We start from the raw sequence: 20611 nt of genomic DNA on the forward strand, positions 1-20611 counted from the left end.
ATCAAAATAAGACCCATTAGAATGGACCCATTAAGAGTGGAGGGAACAAGCCTTGACTGGTAATACAAAAGAAAAGCAAAAGAAAATAATCAAAACAATTCGGATTGATGTTGATAAATGCAATGGTTGCCGGGCCTGTGAGATGATCTGCTCTGCCTTTCATGCGGTGCCCAAGTATAGCTCTAATAATCCTGCCCGTTCTCGTATCCGGATCATCCGGGAACCGTTGAGAGATTTGTATGTGCCTGTTTATGCAGGAGAATATACGGTGGCTGAGTGTGCCGGCAGGGATAAATACACCATTGACGGGAAGGAATACGACGAGTGTGCCTTTTGCCGGGCCTCCTGCCCCTCAAGGGACGAGTTCAAGGAACCCGATTCCGGGTTGCCCCTCAAATGCGACATGTGCGAAGGCGAAGAAGAGCCCTTGTGTGTAAAATGGTGCATGCATGATGCATTGATCCTGGAAGAAAGAGAAGTGGATGTTGAAGACGAAGAGGAATCAATTGACCAGGAAGACCTTGCCATCGGTTTGGAATCATTGGCAGACAAGTTTGGCATGGACAAGATAATGGATGCCGTTGCCCGGATGAACGATAAAGACTAAAAGGCCAAACCATTAAGGCTAAAAAAGGATAGACAGTGGAAACTATAGCCCCCTTCCTAGAAGTAATAGACGAGATAAATGATGCTGGCGGAGACATCTTTAAGTTATGCTTTCAATGCGGATTGTGTGATACGGTTTGCCCCTGGAATCAGGTTCGAACGTTTAGCATGCGCAAATTAATCCGGGAGGCAGCCTTTGGTTTAAGTGAAGTAGAAGGTGAAGATATCTGGCGCTGCACCACCTGCGGAACCTGTCCGGCTCAATGCCCGCGGGGGGTCAAACAGATTGATATTGTCGTGGCCCTGCGAAGGGTTGCAACGGAATATGAACTTTTCCCGCCTTCGGTTAAACCGGTCCGGACGGCAAGGGCCAGCCTGATCTCCGAAGGCAATCCCCTGCAGGGAGATCGGGGGAAACGCGCTGACTGGGCAAAGGATCTGGCGATAAAACCCTATGCAGAAGGGATGGACGCCCTATACTTTGTCGGGTGTTATTTCAGCTATGACCCGAGAATGAAACGAGTGGCCACTGCCACTGCTAATATTCTAAAGAAAGCAGGGGTGAAATTTGGCATCTTAGGAGACAAGGAAAGCTGTTGTGGAGAAAGTATTCGAAAGACGGGCAGCGAAGAAGTCTTTAAAAATCTGGCCAGACAAAATATTAAAACCTTTATCGACAACGGGGTAAAAAAGATCATTGTTTCTTCCCCCCATTGTTATCACACCTTTAAAAATGAATACCCCGAATTCATGGTCTACTTTGAGGTGGTTCATATCAACCAATATTTATTGGAATTGATGGACGAAGGACGGTTACCGCTGAAAGGGGAATATGCAAAGAAGGTCACCTACCATGATCCCTGCTACCTTGGGCGCCACAACGGGATTTACGACGAACCCCGGGAGGTGTTGAAAAAAATTCCCGGATTGGAATTCGTTGAGATGGAGGCCCATGGCAAAAACAGTCTATGCTGCGGTGGTGGCGGCGGCAGAATCTGGATGGATACCCCCCAGGAAGAAAGATTTTCCGATATAAGGTTAAAGCAGGCCAATGAGGTGGGCGCCCAGGTTCTTGCGACATCCTGCCCCTATTGTATCACCAACTTTGAGGAAAGCCGCCTTAACCTGGAGTTTGAAGAGGTTATAGAGGTCAAGGACATCACGGAAATTATCAGTGATATGTTAGCGTGATATGTTAGAGTGATCTCCCATGGAGATATGCTCTATATGATGGATTTGCCGATGGATTTGACGATGGGTTTAAAGTGATTGAGTACACGCGGTTTGAGACAGAGCAGACCGTAAATATATGACGAGGAGAAGAGAAAGTGGGAAATGACGTATTGCCAAAAGAAGTAATTCAAGAGTTTTCTGATAGTCTTATTTCCATGGGGGACAAGAAAAACTTTGGAGACGTTATGGTGGTTGGCGGAGGGGTCAGCGGTATTCAGGCCTCCCTTGACCTTGCCACGGCAGGGTTCAAGGTGTATATGGTGGAAAAGGGACCGAGTATCGGCGGCCACATGGCTCAGCTGGACAAGACCTTTCCCACCAATGATTGCTCCATGTGAATTCTCTCTCCTAAACTGGTCGAGGTCGGCCGGCATCCGAACATAGAGATTTTGACATTCACTGAAGTAGAAACAGTGGAAGGGGAAAAAGGGGATTTTCAGGTAAGCCTTAAAACCCGTCCCCGATACATCATTGAGGAAAAGTGCACGGGGTGTACCACCTGTATGACCTATTGCCCGGTATCATACCCGGACACATTTAATCAGGGGATATCAGACAATAAAGCCGTCCACGTTTTCTTCTCCCAGGCAATTCCCCTGGTGGCCTATATTGATGATTCATGTCTACGGCTTAAAGACGGTAAATGTGATATCTGCAGCAGTGTCTGCCAGACAGGGGCCATCGATTTTCGGCAAACACCCAAGAAAACCCAGATAAATGTCGGTGCCATAATTCTGTCCTCGGGGATCACGCCCTTTGATCCTTCGGTGAAAGATGAGTATGGCTATAAAATCATGGATAATGTTGTCACCAGCATGGACTATGAACGGCTCCTTTCCTCCACAGGTCCCTATGAAGGAGAGGTTTTAAGGGGGTCGGATAAAAAACATCCCAAAAAAATCGCCTGGATTCAGTGTGTGGGGTCCAGACGGGTGACAGAAGGGGATAACAGCTATTGCTCCGGGGTCTGCTGCACCTATACCCAAAAACAGGTGATTTTAACAAAACATCACTACGAAGATGCCGAATGTACCATATTTCACAATGATATCCGATCCTTTGGCAAGGATTTTGAGCGATACTTCCAGAGGGCGGAAGCCTTGCCCGGGGTGGAGTTTATCAGAAGTTATGCCTCCATCGAACGGGAAATCCCGGACAAAAAAAGTGTGATTGTCAGATATGCCACTCCCGCTGACGGGGTTAAACGCGAAGAATTTGATATGGTCGTCCTCTCGGTGGGATTGAATCCGCCCAAGGCCTACAAGGAAATCTCAGAAAAATTTGGGATTGACCTGAACGCCCACGGATTTTGTGAGGCGGATTCGAGCAATCCGATCCAGACAACTCGGCCCGGGATTTTTGTCAGCGGTGCCTTCCAGGGACCCACAGACATACCCGAATCGGTTTTTACCGCCAGCGGCGCCAGTTCTCAAATCGGTGAAATGCTTGACTATCGGCGGGGAAAGCTGACCCGGGAAAGAACCTATCCGATAGAACGGGATGTTTCCGGTGAAGAACCTCGGGTGGGGGTTTTTGTCTGTCATTGCGGGGCAAACATCTCAAGCGTTGTCAATGTCCCCTCCACGGTTGAATATGCCCTAACCTTACCCAATGTGGTTTACGCAAAGGAGCAGATTTTTTCATGTGCTACTAATTCTGCCAAGGAAATAACAGAATTGGTCCAGGAAAAAGGGCTCAACCGGGTGGTCATAGCCGCCTGTTCTCCTCGAACCCTTGAACCCTTGTTCAGGGATACCCTCAGGGAAGCGGGGTTGAATCAATATTACCTGGAGATGGCCAATATCAGGGAGCATTGCTCCTGGGTCCATACCAAACAAAAGGACGAGGCCACCCAGAAGGCAAAGGATCTTGTAAGGATGTCTGTGGCCAGGGCAAGCCAGTTGAAACCCTTAAAGGAATTTGATCTGCCGGTAAACAAGGCGGCTCTTGTGGTGGGGGGCGGTATCGCCGGAATGACGTGTGCCCTGTCCATTGCAAACCAGGGACACGCGGTTTATCTGGTGGAAAAGGCCAAAGATTTAGGGGGCATGGCCAGAAGAATACATTCTACCCTGGAAGGGTTGGATGTTCAAACCTATCTGGACGACCTGATACACAAGGTGTATCAAAACACATTGATTCATGTTTCCCACGAAGCTAATATCACCGAGGTTGCAGGGTATCTGGGCAATTTTACCACCACCCTGGTGAGTGAAGGTCAAACTAAGGTTATCAAGCATGGTGCTTCGGTTCTGGCCATTGGTGCGGATGTGTATACCCCAAAAGAATACCTTTATGGGGAAAATGACAAGGTTTTTACCCACATCGATCTGGGGGAAGAACTTGCCAAGGGGAATGAAACCATCGTCAATGCCGAGAGTCTGGTGATGATCCAATGTGTGGGCTGTCGAAATGAAGAGAATAATTATTGTTCACGGGTTTGCTGCAGTCATGCCGTAAAAAATGCCTTGGAGCTGAAAGAAAAAAACCCCGAGATGCGGATTTATGTCCTTTTCAGGGATATGCGAACCTATGGGTTTAGGGAAGATGCTTACAGACAAGCTTCTGAACTCGGGGTTCAGTTCATTCGGTATACGCCTGAAGATCCACCGGTTGTAGAAGCGGTAAAAGAGGGGGGCAAAGAGATGATACGGGTCACCGTTGCCGACCCGATCCTGGGCCAGCGCCTTGAATTGGACGCCGACATTCTTTCCCTTGCTGCGGCAGTGATTCCGGCAGCATCAACCCATGAAATAGCCAAACACTTCAAGGTCACCCTGAGCCCGGATGATTTTTTTAAGGAAGCCCATGTGAAATTAAAGCCCGTTGAATTTGCAACGGATGGCGTGTTTCTTTGCGGGCTAGCCCATTATCCCAAACATATACCTGAATCCATTAACCAGGCCTATGGTGCGGCAGGCAGGGTTTTAACCCTTTTATCAAGGGATACGGTGGTGGCTTCGGGATCTGTGGCAATCGTAAATGAATATGACTGTGTTTCCTGCGGCGCCTGTATTAGCGCCTGTACCTATGGTGCCATCGAGTTTCGGGATACACCAAAGGGCAAAAAAGCCTTTGTGAACCCGATCCTTTGCAAAGGAGACGGGTTGTGCAATGCAAAATGCCCTAGTTCCGCCATTGTGTTAAAACATTTTACCGATGATGCCTTGTTCAACCAGATTGATGCGGCCATTACAAATCTTGATATTAAGGCGCAAATGGATGCGGTGTTTGAAGAGGCATAACAATAACGCCTTGAAAAGAATAATACCTATGAAAATAATTAAAAGAATTAAAAGAATTAAAATAAATAAAAGCCTTTTTAATAACGGAGGTGGACTTAAATGAGTGCAGCTATTGAATTTAAACCGAAATTAATAGGGTTCGTCTGTCATTGGTGAGCCTATGGCGCGGCTGACCTGGCTGGAGTTTCCAGACTACAATATGCAAATGAAATGAGGTTTATTCGGGTGATGTGTTCGGGTAGAGTGGACCTGGAATTTATCCTCAGGGCCTTTTCAAATGGACAAGACGGCGTGTTTATCGGCGGCTGCAAGCTGGGTGAATGTAATTATGTGACCCACGGCAATTTTGATGCCCTGGCCAATACTTACATTGCAAAGCGAATATTGAAACACATCGGTCTGAACCCGGACCGGCTGAGAACCAACTTTATGTCCGGGGCGGATGGCAATCTTCTGGCCGAGTATACCGATGATTTTACCCGGCAGATAAAAGAGCTGGGACCCCTTGGCAGCAGTGAAGGGATGGATGCAGAAACGGTGAAATTCAAGCTGGATGCTGCCAGGAAACTGGTTCCTTTCCTAAGACTTGCGGAAAGGGAGCGATTTCGGGTCCCGGTGAAAGCAGAGGATGCCTATATTGAGTTTTTTGAAAGCGACAAGATGAATAAGCTGTTTGATGAGATATTCGGGGATAAGCTTGCCGTCAGCCAGATTATGATGCTGCTAGGAGAATCACCCCTTCCCACCAGCGACATCGCTCAAAAGTTGGGCCTGAACCCATCGGATGTGTCCAGACACATGATCAGTTCATCCCGGCACGGATTGGTGAGGTATGATACAACCTGCAATTGCTACGCATTGGCGTAAAGGATAATATTAGGAAAACGGCTATGGATACTTGTTTAAAATTGAGTAAAATTGACCCGCCTGTTGACCCACAGATTAATCAGCAGGTTGGCCAGCAGATTGACCCTAAGATTGGTCAGCAAATTGGCCAGCAAATTGACCAGCAGCTTGAAAAGCTCGTTGATCGGGTTATTGACAAACATAAGGGGGAAGCAAGTGCTTTGCTTCAAGTCCTGTTGGACATTCAGAGTGAAAATTCCTGGCTTCCCAAGCAAGCCTTGGGAAGGGTCAGTGAACGCCTGGAAGTTCCCTTGAATCGCATTCAGCATATTGTCACCTTTTATAAAGCCTTTAGTCTGGTCCCCAAGGGACGTCATAAGGTTCACATCTGTGTGGGGACGGCCTGCCATGTCCGGGGGGCGACCCGTATCTTAGACACGGTGGAGGAAGCAATCGGGATTAAACCGGGTGAAACAGATCTGGAGTTGAAATTTAGCCTGGAAACTGTTAATTGCCTTGGTTGCTGTGCGTTGGGACCTGTGATGGAAGTTGACGGCAAGGTTCACGGTAAAATGTCACCGGTTAAAGCGTCGGAAGTGTTAAAAATTTATGAGTAGGGGAAAATTATGCCGCGGTTAAATACGCCTGAAGAATTAGAGGGTTTCAGACAGGAATTAGTGTCTAAAAGAGACCCAAAAAAGCCTTGTATCTCCATTTGTGCCGGGGCCGGTTGTATCGCTTCCGGGGCCGCTGAAGTCATAGAAGCCTTTAAAGCTGAGATCGAAAGCCAGGGATTAACGGCAAAGGTGGACACCAAAGGAACCGGGTGCCCGGGATTTTGTGAGCAGGGGCCGGTTGTGGTCATCTATCCTGAGGAAATTTGTTATCTTGGGGTGAAGCCCACGGATGTTCCCGAGATTGTTTCCCAGACCATTAAGGAGAATAAGGTCGTTGAACGGCTGCTTTTTAAGGATCCTGTGACCGGTGTCCGGGCTGTCCATGAATATGATATCTCCTTTTATAAAGCCCAGGAACGGACCGTTCTTTGCAATAATATCAAGATTGATTCCAAGAGTATTGATGACTACCTGGCCCTTGGCGGATACACTGCCCTGACCAAAGCACTGTCCCAGATGACAGATGTTGAGGTGCTCGAGGAAGTTAAACGCTCCAATCTGCGGGGCCGCGGCGGGGCAGGTTTTCCTGCGGGCCGCAAATGGGAAGGCTCAAGAAATGCTGAGGAACCCATCAAATATGTCATTGTCAATGCCGATGAGGGGGATCCCGGAGCCTTTATGGACAGGGCGCTTCTGGAAGGAAATCCCCATTCGATTTTGGAAGGGCTCATCCTGGGCGGATATGCCATTGCCTCCCATGAAGGGTATTTTTATGTTCGCCAGGAATACCCCCTGGCCGTGGAAAATATCAACCTTGCCATAAAACAGGCCGAAAGCTATGGGCTGCTCGGGGAAAATATCCTGGGGTCCGGGTTCGACTTTAAGGTGATGGTTCACCAGGGGGCAGGGGCCTTTGTCTGCGGTGAATCCACAGCCTTGATGACCTCATTGGAAGGCAGAGCCGGAGAACCCAGACCCAAGTACACCCGATCCAACATCAAGGGCCTTTGGAACAGGCCTTCTGTTTTGAACAATGTTGAAACCTGGGCCAATGTTCCCCATATCATTAATCGCGGGGCGGACTGGTTTAATACGGTTGGAACCGATTCCAGCAAGGGAACCAAGATCTTCTCCCTGGTGGGTAAGATCACCAATACCGGTCTTGTGGAAGTGCCCATGGGCATGACTCTCAGGGATATTATCTATAAAATCGGCGGCGGCATCCCGGATGGTAAAAAGTTTAAAGCCGTACAGACAGGGGGGCCTTCCGGCGGATGTATTCCCGAAGACCAACTGGATTTGCAGGTGGGGTTTGATGAACTGACCCAGGCCGGTTCCATGATGGGCTCCGGCGGTATGATCGTATTGGATGAAGACACCTGTATGGTGGATGTTGCCCGGTATTTTATCCATTTTCTTACGGATGAATCCTGCGGTAAATGTGTGCCCTGCCGCGAAGGGTTGCGGCAGATGGACAGGATTTTAACCAATATTACCCAGGGAAGGGGAAAAGAAGGGGACATAGAACTTTTAGAGGAACTTTCCGAGACAGCGGTTGAAGCCTCCCTTTGCGCCCTTGGCAAGAGTGCTCCTAATCCTTTTTTAAGCACGTTGCGCTATTTTCGAGAGGAGTATGAAGCCCATATTCGGGAGAAACGATGTCCTGCCTTGGCCTGTAAAGCGCTGATCTCCTTTTATATTGATCCTGATAAATGCCTGGCCTGCGGGATATGCCGTAAGAAATGTCCTGCCGGTGCCATTGACGGGGATAAGAAAATCATCCATATCATTGACCAGGAACTTTGCACCAATTGCGGCACCTGCTTTGAAGTCTGTCCCGCAAAATTTGGTGCCGTGACCAAGATCTCAGGAGTGCCGGTTCCGGCTCCCCTTGCCCAGGAAAAAAGAATTATAACCAAACCAGACTCCAAACGAGACCCCAAAGAAAGCCCTAAAAAAAACCAGGGGAAAGCAGGTAAAAATGAGTGAAGTCCAATTTGAGATTGATGGGAAAAAAGTGAAAGCAGCCAAAGGAAAAACCATCCTTGAGGCAGCCCGGGCAGAAGGAATTTATATCCCCTCCCTGTGCTACCACGAGAAACTGGAACCCTTTGGGGGATGCCGGCTGTGCATCGTGGAAGTTGAAGAACGGGGATGGACAAAAATGGTTGTTTCCTGTGTTTATCCGGTGGCAGAAAATATAAAGGTCACGACAAGGTCGGAAAAAATCGATAGAATCCGGAAAACTATCATAGAACTTCTCATGGCCCATGCCCCCGAGGCTCCGGAATTGGTTAAACTTGCCGAAGAATATGGTGCGGATAAAGACCGGTATGAACAAGATACCTCCTTTTGTATCCATTGCGGTCTATGTGTCAGATATTGTAATGAGGTGAAGGGCAAGAACGCCATTGGGTTTGTTGACAGAGGCATCAACAAAGAGATCAGTTTTATTCCCGAGATAGCGGCCGTTGAGTGCAATGACTGTAAGGAATGTTTTCCGCTTTGCCCGACATCCTATCTCCAGGCCGCCTTTGTTTTAGCCCAGGCCCTTTCATTTCCGCCAGTTAAACCAGGAGGAGAATAAAAACAATTGAGCCCGGGAAAACAAACAAACTTTTATCAATCCGTTTGGTGTAAAGAGGGGAGCTGTAAAACCGATTCCCTTGAACTGATCGGAGAAGAACCCTTTTTGATCCGCATCGAGGACAACCCCTATTCAGTGGTGATGAGAACCCCTGGCGATGAGTTGGTTCACGCAACCGGGTTTTGTCTTGGAGAGGGCATTATCGATAGTCTTGATGATATCAAGAGAATTGGATATGACCGGCAAATGGATGCCAATGTGGTGGACGTCTGGCTGACCCTCGAACGGCGAAAAAAGATTCCCCATCTTCTGAAAAGAAAGAGTTACGTCAGCCAGACCAGTTGCGGTATCTGCGGCAAAAAAATGATCGAAGACTTAAACCAGATATTAACACCGGCCCCGGACGGATTCGAAATTGAGCTGGGCGATGCCTTTGACTGCATGAACAAACTTTCCAAAAATCAGAAATATTACCAGCGGACCCGGGGCTCCCATGCAGCCCTTTTATTTGATCACACCCTTAAGGCCATTGCCTTTGCCGAGGATGTGGGCCGGCACAATGGTCTGGACAAGGCAATCGGGAAAACCGTTGTGAACAAAACAATCACAACGGCAAGCCTCCTGGTTCTTTCTTCAAGGATCAGTTATGAACTGGTTCAAAAAGCTGCCAGGGCCCAGATTCCCATCATAATTTCCAATTCAAGACCCACCGCCCTTGCGGTACAAATGGGACAGTCCCTTAACATGACCCTGGCGTTTCCCGGGAAGGAATCTGAATTGATAATTGCCTGTGGTAAACACCGCATCAAAACAAACATTGAAAATTAATTATCTTGCTAAACCCATATATAATCAACTAGCATAATGAGGAGGACAATTTGAAAATTCTCACAACCGTAAAAAAGGTAGTTGATGTGGAATTGAACATCCACATTGAGAACGGTGCCATTATCGAAGATGGCCTGCAATATGTGATTAATGCCTGGGATGAAAATGCAGTGGAAGCCGCTGTTCAGCTCAAGGAAAATAATGGGGCCGAAACAACCCTGGTGAGCATCGGCGGGGACGACAACATTGATATGATCCGCAAGTGCTATGCCATGGGAATTGAAAACGGGATTCTGATTGATGATCCGTCACTGACGGCAACGGATAGCGCTGTTTTTGCCAAGGTGTTGCAAAAGGTTTATGAGAAGGGGGATTATGACCTGATTCTCACCGGAAAACAGGCCCAGGACACAGACAGCGGCCAGACCGGGATTATGCTGGCCGAGTACCTTGACCTTCCCTGCGTCTCCAATGTGATTGCCATTGAGGTGCTGGATGAGACAAAAATATCTGTATCCCGATTGGGGGATACAGGAACCGAAATTGTAGAACTTACCCTGCCTGCCGTGGTTACGGTGAGTGATAGTATTAATGAACCTCGATTGCCGGCCATGAGGGGTATCATGATGGCAAAGAAAAAGAAAATCCAGACAATGGATCTGGCAGAACTGGGGACAACCCCTGATGAGGTGGGTGCTGCCAAATCGGAAATTGCTGAATTCATGAAATCGGAAACCCGCCAGGCCGGGCAAAAATTTGAAGGCGATGCCGCCGAAATTACCGCCCAGGTCGTTGCGCTTCTGGCCAGTGAAGCCAAGGTTTTTTAGATAATTTTTTATCCTGGTTACCTTGGACATTAATCCTGATTCATACCCGATTCATACCCGATCCAACAAATAAGAGAGGAAAACAATATGGCGAACATACTCGTAATCGCAGACATCAAAGACGGTGTTCTAAAAGGCAGCACAGCCGAACTCTTATCAAAAGCAAAACAGCTGGGGGCTAAAACAGCCGTTGTGGCTATCGGCAGCAATATCGAATCGCTCACCAGCGAGTTGGCAGCTGTAGGGTCTGATACCCAGTACATGGCTGATGACCCAAGTCTTGCCCTATTTTCTGCAGGTCCCTATGCCGCTTGTGTTGTTGAAGCAGCCAAAGCCTTTGACGCCACCATGATCTGGTTTGGGTTTTCCGAAACAGGCAAGACCGTTGCCCCAAGAGTTGCGGCTCAGCTAAATGCGGCCTGCGCAACGGAAATTACTGATGTGACCCTGGACGGAGAACAGATCCAGGTAGTCAGACCCGCTATTGCAGGCAAGGTGATCCAGCGCATCAAGGTCAATACCCAAATCCTGGTGGCCGTTGTCAGGGCAGGGGCCTTTGAGGCAACTGCCGGCTTGACCGGAACCGAGAATGCGGTAAAGCTCGCCATTCCCGCAGCAGATCTGAGAGCGGTTATCAAAGAAATTTTGTCAGATGCCAGTGGTGACATCGATCTTGCCGATGCCGACATTGTTATTTCAGTGGGTCGGGGGGCCAAGGATCAGGCCGGTATCGATCTTGTAAAAGGACTGGCCAACGATCTTGGTGCCGGGTTCGGCTCTTCCCGTGCCATGGTGGACAGCGGGCTCATGGCACACAATAAGCAGGTCGGGCAGACCGGTAAAATCGTCGCCCCTTCCCTCTACATGGCCATGGGTATCTCCGGGGCCATTCAGCACCTTGCAGGGATGACCGGTGCAAAAACAATTCTGGCAGTGAACAAAGACCCGGAAGCGCCTATCTTCAACGTGGCGGACTATGGTATTGTCGGAGATCTCTTTGAGGTGGTGCCGATTCTTCAAGAAGAGATAAAAAAAATTAGAGGGTAAACTTAAGCTTTCCAATGGGCAGTTCAGGGTCCTGGTGTCTTTGGACTGCCCAACCCCTAATCCCCTATTCGTACAATAATTGTTGATGAGGTATTTATGAATCCCCTTTTGATGTCTGCACTGCTCATTGTCGGGCTGGCTGTTTTCGGCCGAACCATGTATTTCAAAATCCGATTGCTCATGGCACTGGAACCCACAAACCGGACCGACCATATCGCCCAGCGGCTCAAAAACATGGTGGTCATCGCCATTGGCCAGAAACGCCTGGTGGGAAGAAAAAAAGAGTGGGCATCCGGTATCATGCATGCCTTTATCTTTTGGGGATTCTGCACTCTGATCATCCGCAGCCTGACCCTTTACGGGGAAGGGTTTATACACGGGTTTCAACTGCCGTTCCTGGGAGATGAGTTCCTGATCGGGTATCTGTATATCTGCTTAAAAGACATCATGGAGGGAATTGTGTTGTTGATGGTGATCTATGCCATCTATCGTCGGGCTGTCCTCAAGCCCACCCGGATGCACAATACCAAGGAAGCCTACCTTGTTCTGGTCTTGATCGGAATCTTGATGATTTCCGATCTTCTGCTGGACGGGGCCCGCTATAATTTGATTGTCCTGCATCATAATCCTGGTGACCTTGATTTCTTTAATAATTCCCGGTTTGGTCACGAGTTTCTCTGGACACCTGTATCGGTCGGGGCGGCATCCCTCATTTCAGGGATGGGGTCCGCTGCCACCGGATATCTGTTGGTCGCCATGTTCTGGCTGCATATTACCACCCAATTGATCTTCCTTAATTTACTGCCTACAGGAAAACATTTCCATGTCATCACGGCTCTGCCCAATGTGTTTCTAAAGAGCCTGGGCTATCCCCATGAACGATCAAAAGTTCTGGATCTGGAAGATGAAGCCGCCTGGGAGGATGAATCCCTGGGGCTCAATCACATCCATCAGCTCAATTGGAAACAGGGATTGGATCTGTATACTTGTACCGAGTGCGGCCGGTGTAAGGAGGTTTGCCCCACCTACACCACGGATAAGCCGTTAAATCTGCTTGATTTCAATGACAGCCTGAAATTTGAACTATTGGAAAATGCAGACAATTTGATTAAAAGAGCAGCCCTGGCCGCCACCCTCAAAGACGCCGACGACCCCGAAAAAATCGAAGAAATCAAGGCGGCCATGGCCGAACTCAATAGCAAAAAGCCATTGATCGGTGGGGTGATATCTGAAGACGCTCTCTGGGCCTGCACCACCTGCCGGGCGTGTGAACAGGTCTGTCCTGTCACCATTGAGCATGTTCCCAGGATCATTGCCATGCGCCAGGGCCAGACATTGATGGCCGAAGCCTATCCCAAGGAGCTGAACGTGGCCTTTAAGGGGCTTGAACGCAATGGAAATCCCTGGGGCATCGGCTATGACAAGCGTGCTGATTGGGCTGCGGGGCTGGAGGTTAAAACCATGGCCGATGATGCGGATGTTGACTATCTGCTCTGGGTCGGCTGTGCTGGTTCCTTTGATGACCGAAGTAAAAAAGTGTCCGTAAGCCTGGTGAAAATTTTACAAAAGGCGGGTATCAGCTTTGCCATTTTAGGAACGGAAGAAAAATGCACCGGTGATTTTGCCCGGCGTGCCGGCAATGAGATGATGTACCAGATGGTGGCCCAGGAAAACATCGAAACCCTGAACAATTACAAGGTAAAAAAGATCATCGCAGCCTGCCCCCATTGCCTCAATACCCTTAAAAATGAATATCCCCAAATGGGCGGGAATTACGAAGTGATCCATCATACCCAGTTCATAGCACAGCTCGTAAGTTCCGGTAAAATCACCCTGAAAAATTCCCTGGAGGGGGTACTGACCTACCACGATCCTTGTTACCTGGGCCGGTACAATTCAATTTACGATGAACCCAGATTAATTTTGCAATCCCTTTCAACGGAGGGGCTCACAGAACTTGACCGGAAGGGCCAGGAGAGTTTTTGCTGCGGTGCCGGTGGTGGAAGAATGTGGATGGAAGAGACCATTGGCAAACGTATCAATCTGGACCGGGCAGAAGAAATAGCAGAACACAAAGTGGCAACCCTGGCCGTGGCGTGTCCCTTCTGCCTGACCATGCTTGAAGACGGCATGAAGGAATTGAACAAGGAAGAAGAAATACGAACCCAGGATATTGCAGAACTTGTGGCAAATAATATGGCCTAGGGATCAATTTCTTCCATAATATTTCACGTTTTTTTATGGCGTGTCCTGTCGGCATGACAACCAGGCAACACCTGCGATCACAAGGAGGGTCCCCACCATCTGAACAAAGGTAAGCCGTTCTCCTAAAAGAAACCAGGCAAAAACACAGGCAAAGAGAATTTCAGACATCACCAGGATACTGGCAACCCCGGCCTGAATATATTTCATCCCCATAAGATAGAGGGTAAAGGAACCAAAGGTGGAGATAACAATCAATCCGCAAAAAGCGATACCAATGGTCGGGTTCAGTGGCAATGGTTGGGGTGTAAAGGGTTGAAGAGGCAAGAGCATCAGGGATGCCACACCAAATGCAATGGAAAGGCTGGCGGTTGCCCCGTATTTTGCCACCATGTTTTTTCCGCACAGACTCCAGCCGGCATAGAAAAAAGGTACAATAAGCCCGGCCATGAGGCCGGCGGTATGTGTCTGTTCCAGTGAAAAAATATTGACACCCGAGGCCAGGGCAGTGCCGATGAAAATAACCAGCATGGATCCGACCTTGGCCCGGGTCAATTTTTCTTTCCAGAGGTAAAATGCAGCCACCGTGACCACACCCGGCATGGCAGCCTGCAATACCGTGGTGACGGCAGCACCGTTGAGCAGGACGCTTTGATTGTAAAAAATGTGAAATCCACCCAGAAAAAATCCCATGCCCACAAGGCCGGGGATATCTCTTCGCTCAATTTTCAGGTTCTGGGGATGGGTTAAAAGGGTAAACAAAAACAGGGTAGCAAAGGCGGCCGTATCCCGCCAGAAAGCCAGGGATATAGGCGTTCCGGACGAATTTTTCAGAATGATTGTCACAAAGATGCCGGACAACCCCCAGAAAGATGCGGCCAATACCACCAAAGCCGCCCCGACCAGCGGGCTGTTTATTCTTGAGACCCCTTCATTCATCGATAATACCTTGTTTCTCATATGCCTTAACTCATTCTTATTCCACGGTGCAATGGTTACTAACCGGTCTCCTGCCTTCTTTCCCACATCTTTTTTAAGGTCAAGTACGAACTTGCCGGGCTCTTATCCGGAAGAATACATGATATACCATACCAAGGGGAAAAAGGATGCTACAAAAAAGAGGTCGTAACTTCTCAATTTCCCCCACCTGTTTCAACAGGGTAGATAGTATTTGGGATGAAAAATAATACCGCCGGTATCAGGGTCTAATCGGGTAAAACTTAAGATTTAAGGTCTTACCCGTTTGCTTTTTTTTTATTTTCCCTATAAGGATTACTTAGCTTATTCTCTCACCGCGATCCATGTAATGGAAAGAGCGGAGCTATTTCTTTATATCTCCTAAAAATCAAGGGGGCTCTTTGATTCTTTGAGTGTTCTTGACCGAACTGTATGGGTATAAATCATGGTGGTCCTCACATCAGAGTGCCCTAAAAGTTCCTGGATCGTTCGGATATCATAATTGGCCTGGAGCAGGTGACTTGCAAAGCTGTGGCGCAAGGTGTGGGCGGTTGCCCGCTTGCTCAATTGGGCTCGGTTTACTGCAGACTTAATGGCCCTCTGAACATGACGGTCATGAAGATGGGCCCTTCGGTATTCTCCTGCTTCAGAAACCCATGTCAACTCTTTAGCAGGGAAAAACCACTGCCAGTGGAATTCCTGTCCGGCATTTTTGTACTTTTTCTCAATGGATTCAAACATAAATACACCTGCAGTTCCCTCTTTAAGGTCCTGTCTGTGTATTTTCCTTACCATCTCAAACTGCCGGTTAATTTCCGGCATGATCGTTATAGGCAGCGGCACGGTCCGATCTTTTTTCCCTTTGCCGTCATGAATAGTTAAAACACTCGCATCCAGGTTAAAATTATTGATCCTTATGTTCATGCATTCGGCAAGCCTTAGCCCGCATCCATATAAAATTTTTACCACCAGGTTATAGGGATACCTCAATTTTCCAATGATCAGATCAATTTCAGAACGGGATAAAACTACAGGAATATACGGTTTTCTTTTGGCCCTTACCACACCCTCTACCTTACCAAACTCTTTTCCCAGAATATGTCTGAAAAAAAATAAAAGCGCGTTAAACGCCTGATTCTGGGAAGAAGCCGCTACCTTTTGCTCCACTGCAAGGTATGTTAAGAACTCTTTGACGTCATCAACCTCTAAAACCTCAGGTAACTTGCCCTTTAAAAATTGTTGAAAATTCCTGACCCATTTACTGTATGCCATATATGTCTTAGGAGAGTAGTGTCTAACCTTGATCTCATTCCCCAGCTTTTCATAAACCAGTTTCCAAGCCTCATGAAAACTTTTATTGACTGAAACATAGGAGGCGGTTCTCTCCCGGACATGGGGGACAGCAGATTGCTGTTTCAGCCACCCCGGACAGATATTATACAATTCATAATAAACGAGAACGCTTTGATAGGCCTGCTTTTGAAGAGGCTCAGGCTGATTTTTTTTCTCAGTTTGTTGATGAAATCAGGCAAACTATCTGGATTCCGAGGATCATTTTTGTATTTATTACAAAAATCAAGATAGTACCGCAGCCATTTCCGGTAAAATAGGTGGTGATTCGAAGAAATACCCTTTGCGTTTAACCTTTCATCAAATTGTTTCAACAACTCTTGTGGTATTATTTTCATCATGATATCCAATTCAAGATATCACCCGAATATGAATGATATACGGTTAAAAAAATAAGCTATTTTGTAAATATTGTCAAATATCCTGTTTTTTGAATGATATCCGCACCCGCATATCCCAACTATCCGGACTCGGTCAACTACTTGTTGGGCATATAAGAGGAAATTATGGATGAAAATGACAAATCAGATAAGATTAAAAAGTTAAGGAAAGGCGTCAAACTATCGCCAATGATCCATCGTTCAATCATGAATGGGTTTGACCAAATAATCGACTTTATTGATTTTGTTAAATCTGCTCTGAAGCGGGAAAAAGATACCACTTCTATGCGTTTAGAGGAAGGCTCTCGTGGTCTGAATGAAGAAGAACTTGAGAGCTATTATGATTTTTATGGTGAAGATTATTTAAAGATAGATGAAGTTTTTAGTAAAGCTGCTATTGAACTTATAATTATCAAAATATATTCACATATAGAAGTTGGGATGTGTGATCTTTGCGATGTGATTCGACAAGATAGACAGAAGCACGATAACGAAACAATCGAACCAAGAGATAGTGGTTATTTAGATTCTACAAAAAAATATCTAATAAAAAATCTCGGTCTAAACCTGGAACTTGATAAAAATAAAGAATGGGCGGAAATCCTTGGCCTTAAAGACCTAAGGAATGCAATTACACACAATGACGGATGGCTTTCTACCAAAAATGGGACTATCAAGAAGTTGATTGAAAATGGTTTGGTTGAAGTTGCCCAAAAGGTTGAGTCATGCAATCAGATTTCGGGAAAAATTTCCGTACAATTTGAATATATTGATTATATCCTTCCGAAGGTGCGTAAGTTTTTTCAAGATTTAAAGCCAATAATAAAGTAATAATTTAAGGTAATTAAATGCCCAACAATTGGTTGCAGGGGATTGCACTGCAACCCCTGAACCACGAGTTCAATGCGCCTGCGGCGCATTGAATGCCGAGTTGAGTTAAGTCTCTCGCCCGCCGCAGGCACATAGAACAACGAGTTTGAGCGGACATCCTTATCAGTCGCAGCTCAACTCGGCATTATGTTTCAGATTTTTATTAAATAAACTAATTGAAACATTATAAGTGTATAAAATAAAATGAGAAAGAAAGGTAATATATTTAAATTAAAACTCATTGTTATCTTTTAGAAGGGATAAGATATGAAATCAGATATTAAGCATAGTGAATTAATTATAAGCAGTATTACTGATCTAATTGATATTATAGAACGATTAAATAGATCAAGCCTTGAATTTGTTTTCCGTGGTCAAGCAAATTCTGAATGGAAATTTTCGCCAAGCGTAGAAAGAAATTTCAATATTTACGATTTTGAAAATTCAAACAATCGAATAAAACGCTATGAAAAAAAACTTTATAAAGGATTTGTCTCATCAGCGCATCATTTTGTTAAAACCGAAGATATGAATTTTGATGACTATGTTGATGCTTTTTCTTTGATGCAACATTATGGTTATAAAACACGATTATTAGATTTTACAAAATCATTGTTTATAGCATTATATTTTGTCATTGAAAATAAATACGAATTTTTTAAAAATGGTTCTGTATATATGATAAATAAAACTAATTTAATAACAAAATTATCCAAGAAGGACCATAAATTGAATGTTTTTTTGGAAAAAAAAGATGAATTTATTGCTAAAGACAATAATTATAGTGATGAAATATTTTTTAATAGAATGCATGATATTGCAGACAAATGTTTGGATATCGAGAGAAATGATGAGTTTCCAACATCTATTCTTATTGTGGAACCCAAAAAGAAGAATAAAAGAATTATGATGCAGCAAGGTCTTTTTATAATGCAAACAGATTTTAATAAAAAATTTATTGAAAATTTGGCCTCTGCATTTAATGGCGAATATCAAGACATAAAACATATATTCGAGAATGATATTAGTAAAAAGGCAAAAATTTATTATAACTTGATATGTGATGATTTAAATTATATTTTTTGGGACGATATTATAAAATTGGTTATTCCCTATGGTCTTAAAACTGAACTAGAATTATTTATGAATCATATAAATGTTAATGCAATTACTCTGTTTCCTGATGAAGAAGGTTTGAAAAAATATATTGATGAAAATACATCAAAAATATTATAGGCTTAAGAAGAACATATATCAAGAAACATAACAATCGCATGCAACTGTCGATTTCTTTGTCACGGTTTTTGCTGAGGCAAAAACACGCGCCAAGCCTTCCTCTACGCTCCAGGCACGAAGCCTGCAGCTGATGCTGGGTGTTGGACGAAGCCGCAATGCGGCAAAAAAAGCACAAATCGTGTATAACTTCTGTCGGTATCCAATTTCGGATACCATATTTTAAAGGAGTATACCAGCGCAAGATAAAAGTGACACTGAGCAAATAGGGTTAGGGGGCTTTCTTATGTGAAATTAATAAATTCAGATTGATCCTACCCCAAAAGCCTGGGAACAGAGTTAAACAATTTTAAACAGCCCTAAAACAAAAAAAATGCTGCGGACTACGCCACAGATTTTTTCGGCCGTTTTTGAATTTAAAAAGTTTAAAAAAATAAGGACAATTAAAGTGTCATATATTGGAATTTCGGATAGTGTTATTGCAGCAATCTTTTATACTACTGCAAGTGGATTGATGGATGGTTTTAGAGATCCTTTAAAAAGTGCGATTGATGATACATGTATTCACTTTGCGAAAGTAAAGTCAGTTGAAATTGACTCAGATAACCTCGAAAAAGTAATTATGGGCGAAGTAGCTCAAAATGAAATTAATAAATTTAAGGATGGAGAAAAATTTATAGAAGGTGAAAAACTGGCTATTCAGTTTGCAATTTTTGGTGATTTTTTCATTGAAAATGAAGGCGAAATACTTGAGACTGCAAAAGAAATTATGTCATATTTTAAAGATTCATTTATGACATATCTTTTAAAAAATCCGAGCACATCGGCACTTACTCTATCGAAAATTCAAGAAATTATTTTCAAAACATTCACTTCAGATCATATTCAAATATTCGAAGAATTAAATCGAGTTAATGATTACATAAAAAAAACAATTGAATCTGCTACCGATAAAATTCAAGGAGAAGCTCTTAAAAATAATGAACTTTTAGTTGAAAGATTCGAGAGATTGGAACAACAAAACTCAGAATTAAAATCGTCATTAGATTCCATTACAGATATTGATTTAAAGGTATTGACTAGTAGAATATCAAAAATCCCAGAAGACAAGCGTTTCCGATTTGGCATTGTAGATATATTTGGAATACCCACCTCTTATATTAAAAATGATTTTAAAGCATTTTTGGAAAATTGTATAAAGCCAATTATTAATGCAAAGGTCAATTTGGATGAAACATTTATAACTGGTGTGATTAAAAAAGCATCCCTTGAAATTTCTGGTATGGGGCATTTGCTTTATGTTTCACCGTTTACAAGGCAAGCTGCAATGCCTTACTTATTTGATAAAATCCATGGTAGATTTTATTCGCACAATACTCCAAAACCGTTAGGAGAAAAATATTTTAAAACTAAAGCTTCTGATGAAACAATAATCTTTGAAATTAAAAAAAGATTATTCTTGATTGCTGAAAAAGTATTAAAAAATGATTTCTCAGATTTTAAAAATCCGCCACACTTATTCGGACAAAAAAAGAAAATAGCCATCTACATACATAAAGATTTTTCAAAGATTGATGAAATTGAAAACTTATTTGAAAAAGAAATTACTTCATTAAAAGAAATACTTTCACCAGTAATAACGAAATATATTGAAATGGTTGAGTCACCGACTACAGTTGTTGTTAAAGATACAAATATTTTCGAAACTGATGGTCTCTTAGAATTAATGTTGAGGACAGCTAAAGCAGTTGATGATAAAGCAGACAGTTGATTGTGTTATGTG

The 20611-nt window shown here is 44.8% G+C and carries 17 protein-coding genes and 1 pseudogene; 16 read left to right on the forward strand and 2 right to left on the reverse strand.

The window, feature by feature from the left end:
* The first annotated feature begins 52 nt into the window (after positions 1-52).
* From ACZ45G_RS06480 to ACZ45G_RS06540, 13 genes and pseudogenes are all read left to right on the forward strand, one after another.
* Positions 53-607 (forward strand): 4Fe-4S dicluster domain-containing protein, encoded by a 555-nt coding sequence (locus ACZ45G_RS06480; RefSeq protein WP_464176202.1) that lies wholly within the window; start codon positions 53-55, stop codon positions 605-607.
* A 35-nt stretch (positions 608-642) separates the two neighbouring features.
* Complete coding sequence (locus ACZ45G_RS06485) at positions 643-1797, forward strand: (Fe-S)-binding protein (RefSeq protein ID WP_464176204.1); 1155 nt, start codon at positions 643-645, stop codon at positions 1795-1797.
* Positions 1798-1934: 137 nt separating this feature from the next.
* Positions 1935-2177 (forward strand): FAD-dependent oxidoreductase, encoded by a 243-nt coding sequence (locus ACZ45G_RS06490; protein WP_464176206.1) that lies wholly within the window; start codon positions 1935-1937, stop codon positions 2175-2177.
* A 51-nt stretch (positions 2178-2228) separates the two neighbouring features.
* Positions 2229-5084: an FAD-dependent oxidoreductase gene (locus tag ACZ45G_RS06495; RefSeq protein ID WP_464176208.1), complete on the forward strand. Its 2856-nt coding sequence runs from the start codon at positions 2229-2231 to the stop codon at positions 5082-5084.
* 168 nt (positions 5085-5252) lie between these two features.
* Positions 5253-5573, forward strand: a pseudogene (locus tag ACZ45G_RS06500) (hydrogenase iron-sulfur subunit); the annotation flags it as partial.
* Positions 5574-5801: 228 nt separating this feature from the next.
* Positions 5802-5951 carry a helix-turn-helix domain-containing protein gene (locus ACZ45G_RS06505; protein ID WP_464179887.1) on the forward strand — a complete coding sequence of 50 codons (150 nt, stop codon included), beginning with the start codon at positions 5802-5804 and terminating at the stop codon, positions 5949-5951.
* Between the two features lie 23 nt (positions 5952-5974).
* Positions 5975-6547 (forward strand): complex I 24 kDa subunit family protein, encoded by a 573-nt coding sequence (locus ACZ45G_RS06510; RefSeq protein WP_464176210.1) that lies wholly within the window; start codon positions 5975-5977, stop codon positions 6545-6547.
* 9 nt (positions 6548-6556) lie between these two features.
* On the forward strand, positions 6557-8536 hold the full coding sequence (locus ACZ45G_RS06515; RefSeq protein WP_464176212.1) for an NADH-ubiquinone oxidoreductase-F iron-sulfur binding region domain-containing protein: 1980 nt from the start codon (positions 6557-6559) through the stop codon (positions 8534-8536).
* Positions 8529-9134 (forward strand): 2Fe-2S iron-sulfur cluster-binding protein, encoded by a 606-nt coding sequence (locus ACZ45G_RS06520; protein WP_464176214.1) that lies wholly within the window; start codon positions 8529-8531, stop codon positions 9132-9134. The genes ACZ45G_RS06515 and ACZ45G_RS06520 overlap by 8 nt, the downstream gene beginning before the upstream one ends.
* 6 nt (positions 9135-9140) lie before the next feature.
* Entirely contained in the window at positions 9141-9962 is an 822-nt protein-coding gene (gene fdhD, locus ACZ45G_RS06525; RefSeq protein WP_464176216.1) for a formate dehydrogenase accessory sulfurtransferase FdhD, read from the forward strand.
* A gap of 50 nt (positions 9963-10012) precedes the next feature.
* A complete protein-coding gene (locus tag ACZ45G_RS06530; RefSeq protein WP_464176218.1) occupies positions 10013-10789 on the forward strand; it encodes an electron transfer flavoprotein subunit beta/FixA family protein in 777 nt (258 codons plus the stop codon).
* 87 nt (positions 10790-10876) lie between these two features.
* Positions 10877-11836, forward strand: a complete 960-nt coding sequence (locus tag ACZ45G_RS06535) for an electron transfer flavoprotein subunit alpha/FixB family protein (RefSeq protein ID WP_464176220.1) — start codon at positions 10877-10879, stop codon at positions 11834-11836.
* 96 nt (positions 11837-11932) lie between these two features.
* A complete protein-coding gene (locus ACZ45G_RS06540; protein ID WP_464176222.1) occupies positions 11933-14041 on the forward strand; it encodes a (Fe-S)-binding protein in 2109 nt (702 codons plus the stop codon).
* A 33-nt stretch (positions 14042-14074) separates the two neighbouring features.
* On the opposite strand, the gene ACZ45G_RS06545 is transcribed toward ACZ45G_RS06540, so the two are convergent.
* Positions 14075-14998: a DMT family transporter gene (locus ACZ45G_RS06545; RefSeq protein ID WP_464176224.1), complete on the reverse strand. Its 924-nt coding sequence runs from the start codon at positions 14996-14998 to the stop codon at positions 14075-14077.
* Positions 14999-15376: 378 nt separating this feature from the next.
* Positions 15377-16267, reverse strand: coding sequence for an integron integrase (locus tag ACZ45G_RS06550; RefSeq protein ID WP_464176227.1), 891 nt, complete (start codon positions 16265-16267; stop codon positions 15377-15379).
* 584 nt (positions 16268-16851) lie between these two features.
* Here ACZ45G_RS06550 and ACZ45G_RS06555 point away from each other — a divergent pair.
* The 3 genes from ACZ45G_RS06555 to ACZ45G_RS06565 all read left to right on the forward strand — a co-directional run bounded on the left by ACZ45G_RS06555 (position 16852) and on the right by ACZ45G_RS06565 (position 20599).
* Positions 16852-17556, forward strand: a complete 705-nt coding sequence (locus tag ACZ45G_RS06555) for a hypothetical protein (RefSeq protein WP_464176229.1) — start codon at positions 16852-16854, stop codon at positions 17554-17556.
* Positions 17557-17862: 306 nt separating this feature from the next.
* Positions 17863-18831: an FRG domain-containing protein gene (locus ACZ45G_RS06560; RefSeq protein WP_464176231.1), complete on the forward strand. Its 969-nt coding sequence runs from the start codon at positions 17863-17865 to the stop codon at positions 18829-18831.
* 445 nt (positions 18832-19276) lie between these two features.
* Complete coding sequence (locus tag ACZ45G_RS06565; RefSeq protein WP_464176233.1) at positions 19277-20599, forward strand: hypothetical protein; 1323 nt, start codon at positions 19277-19279, stop codon at positions 20597-20599.
* The last annotated feature ends 12 nt before the right edge of the window (positions 20600-20611 follow it).

This window comes from Desulfoconvexum algidum, assembly GCF_055382125.1.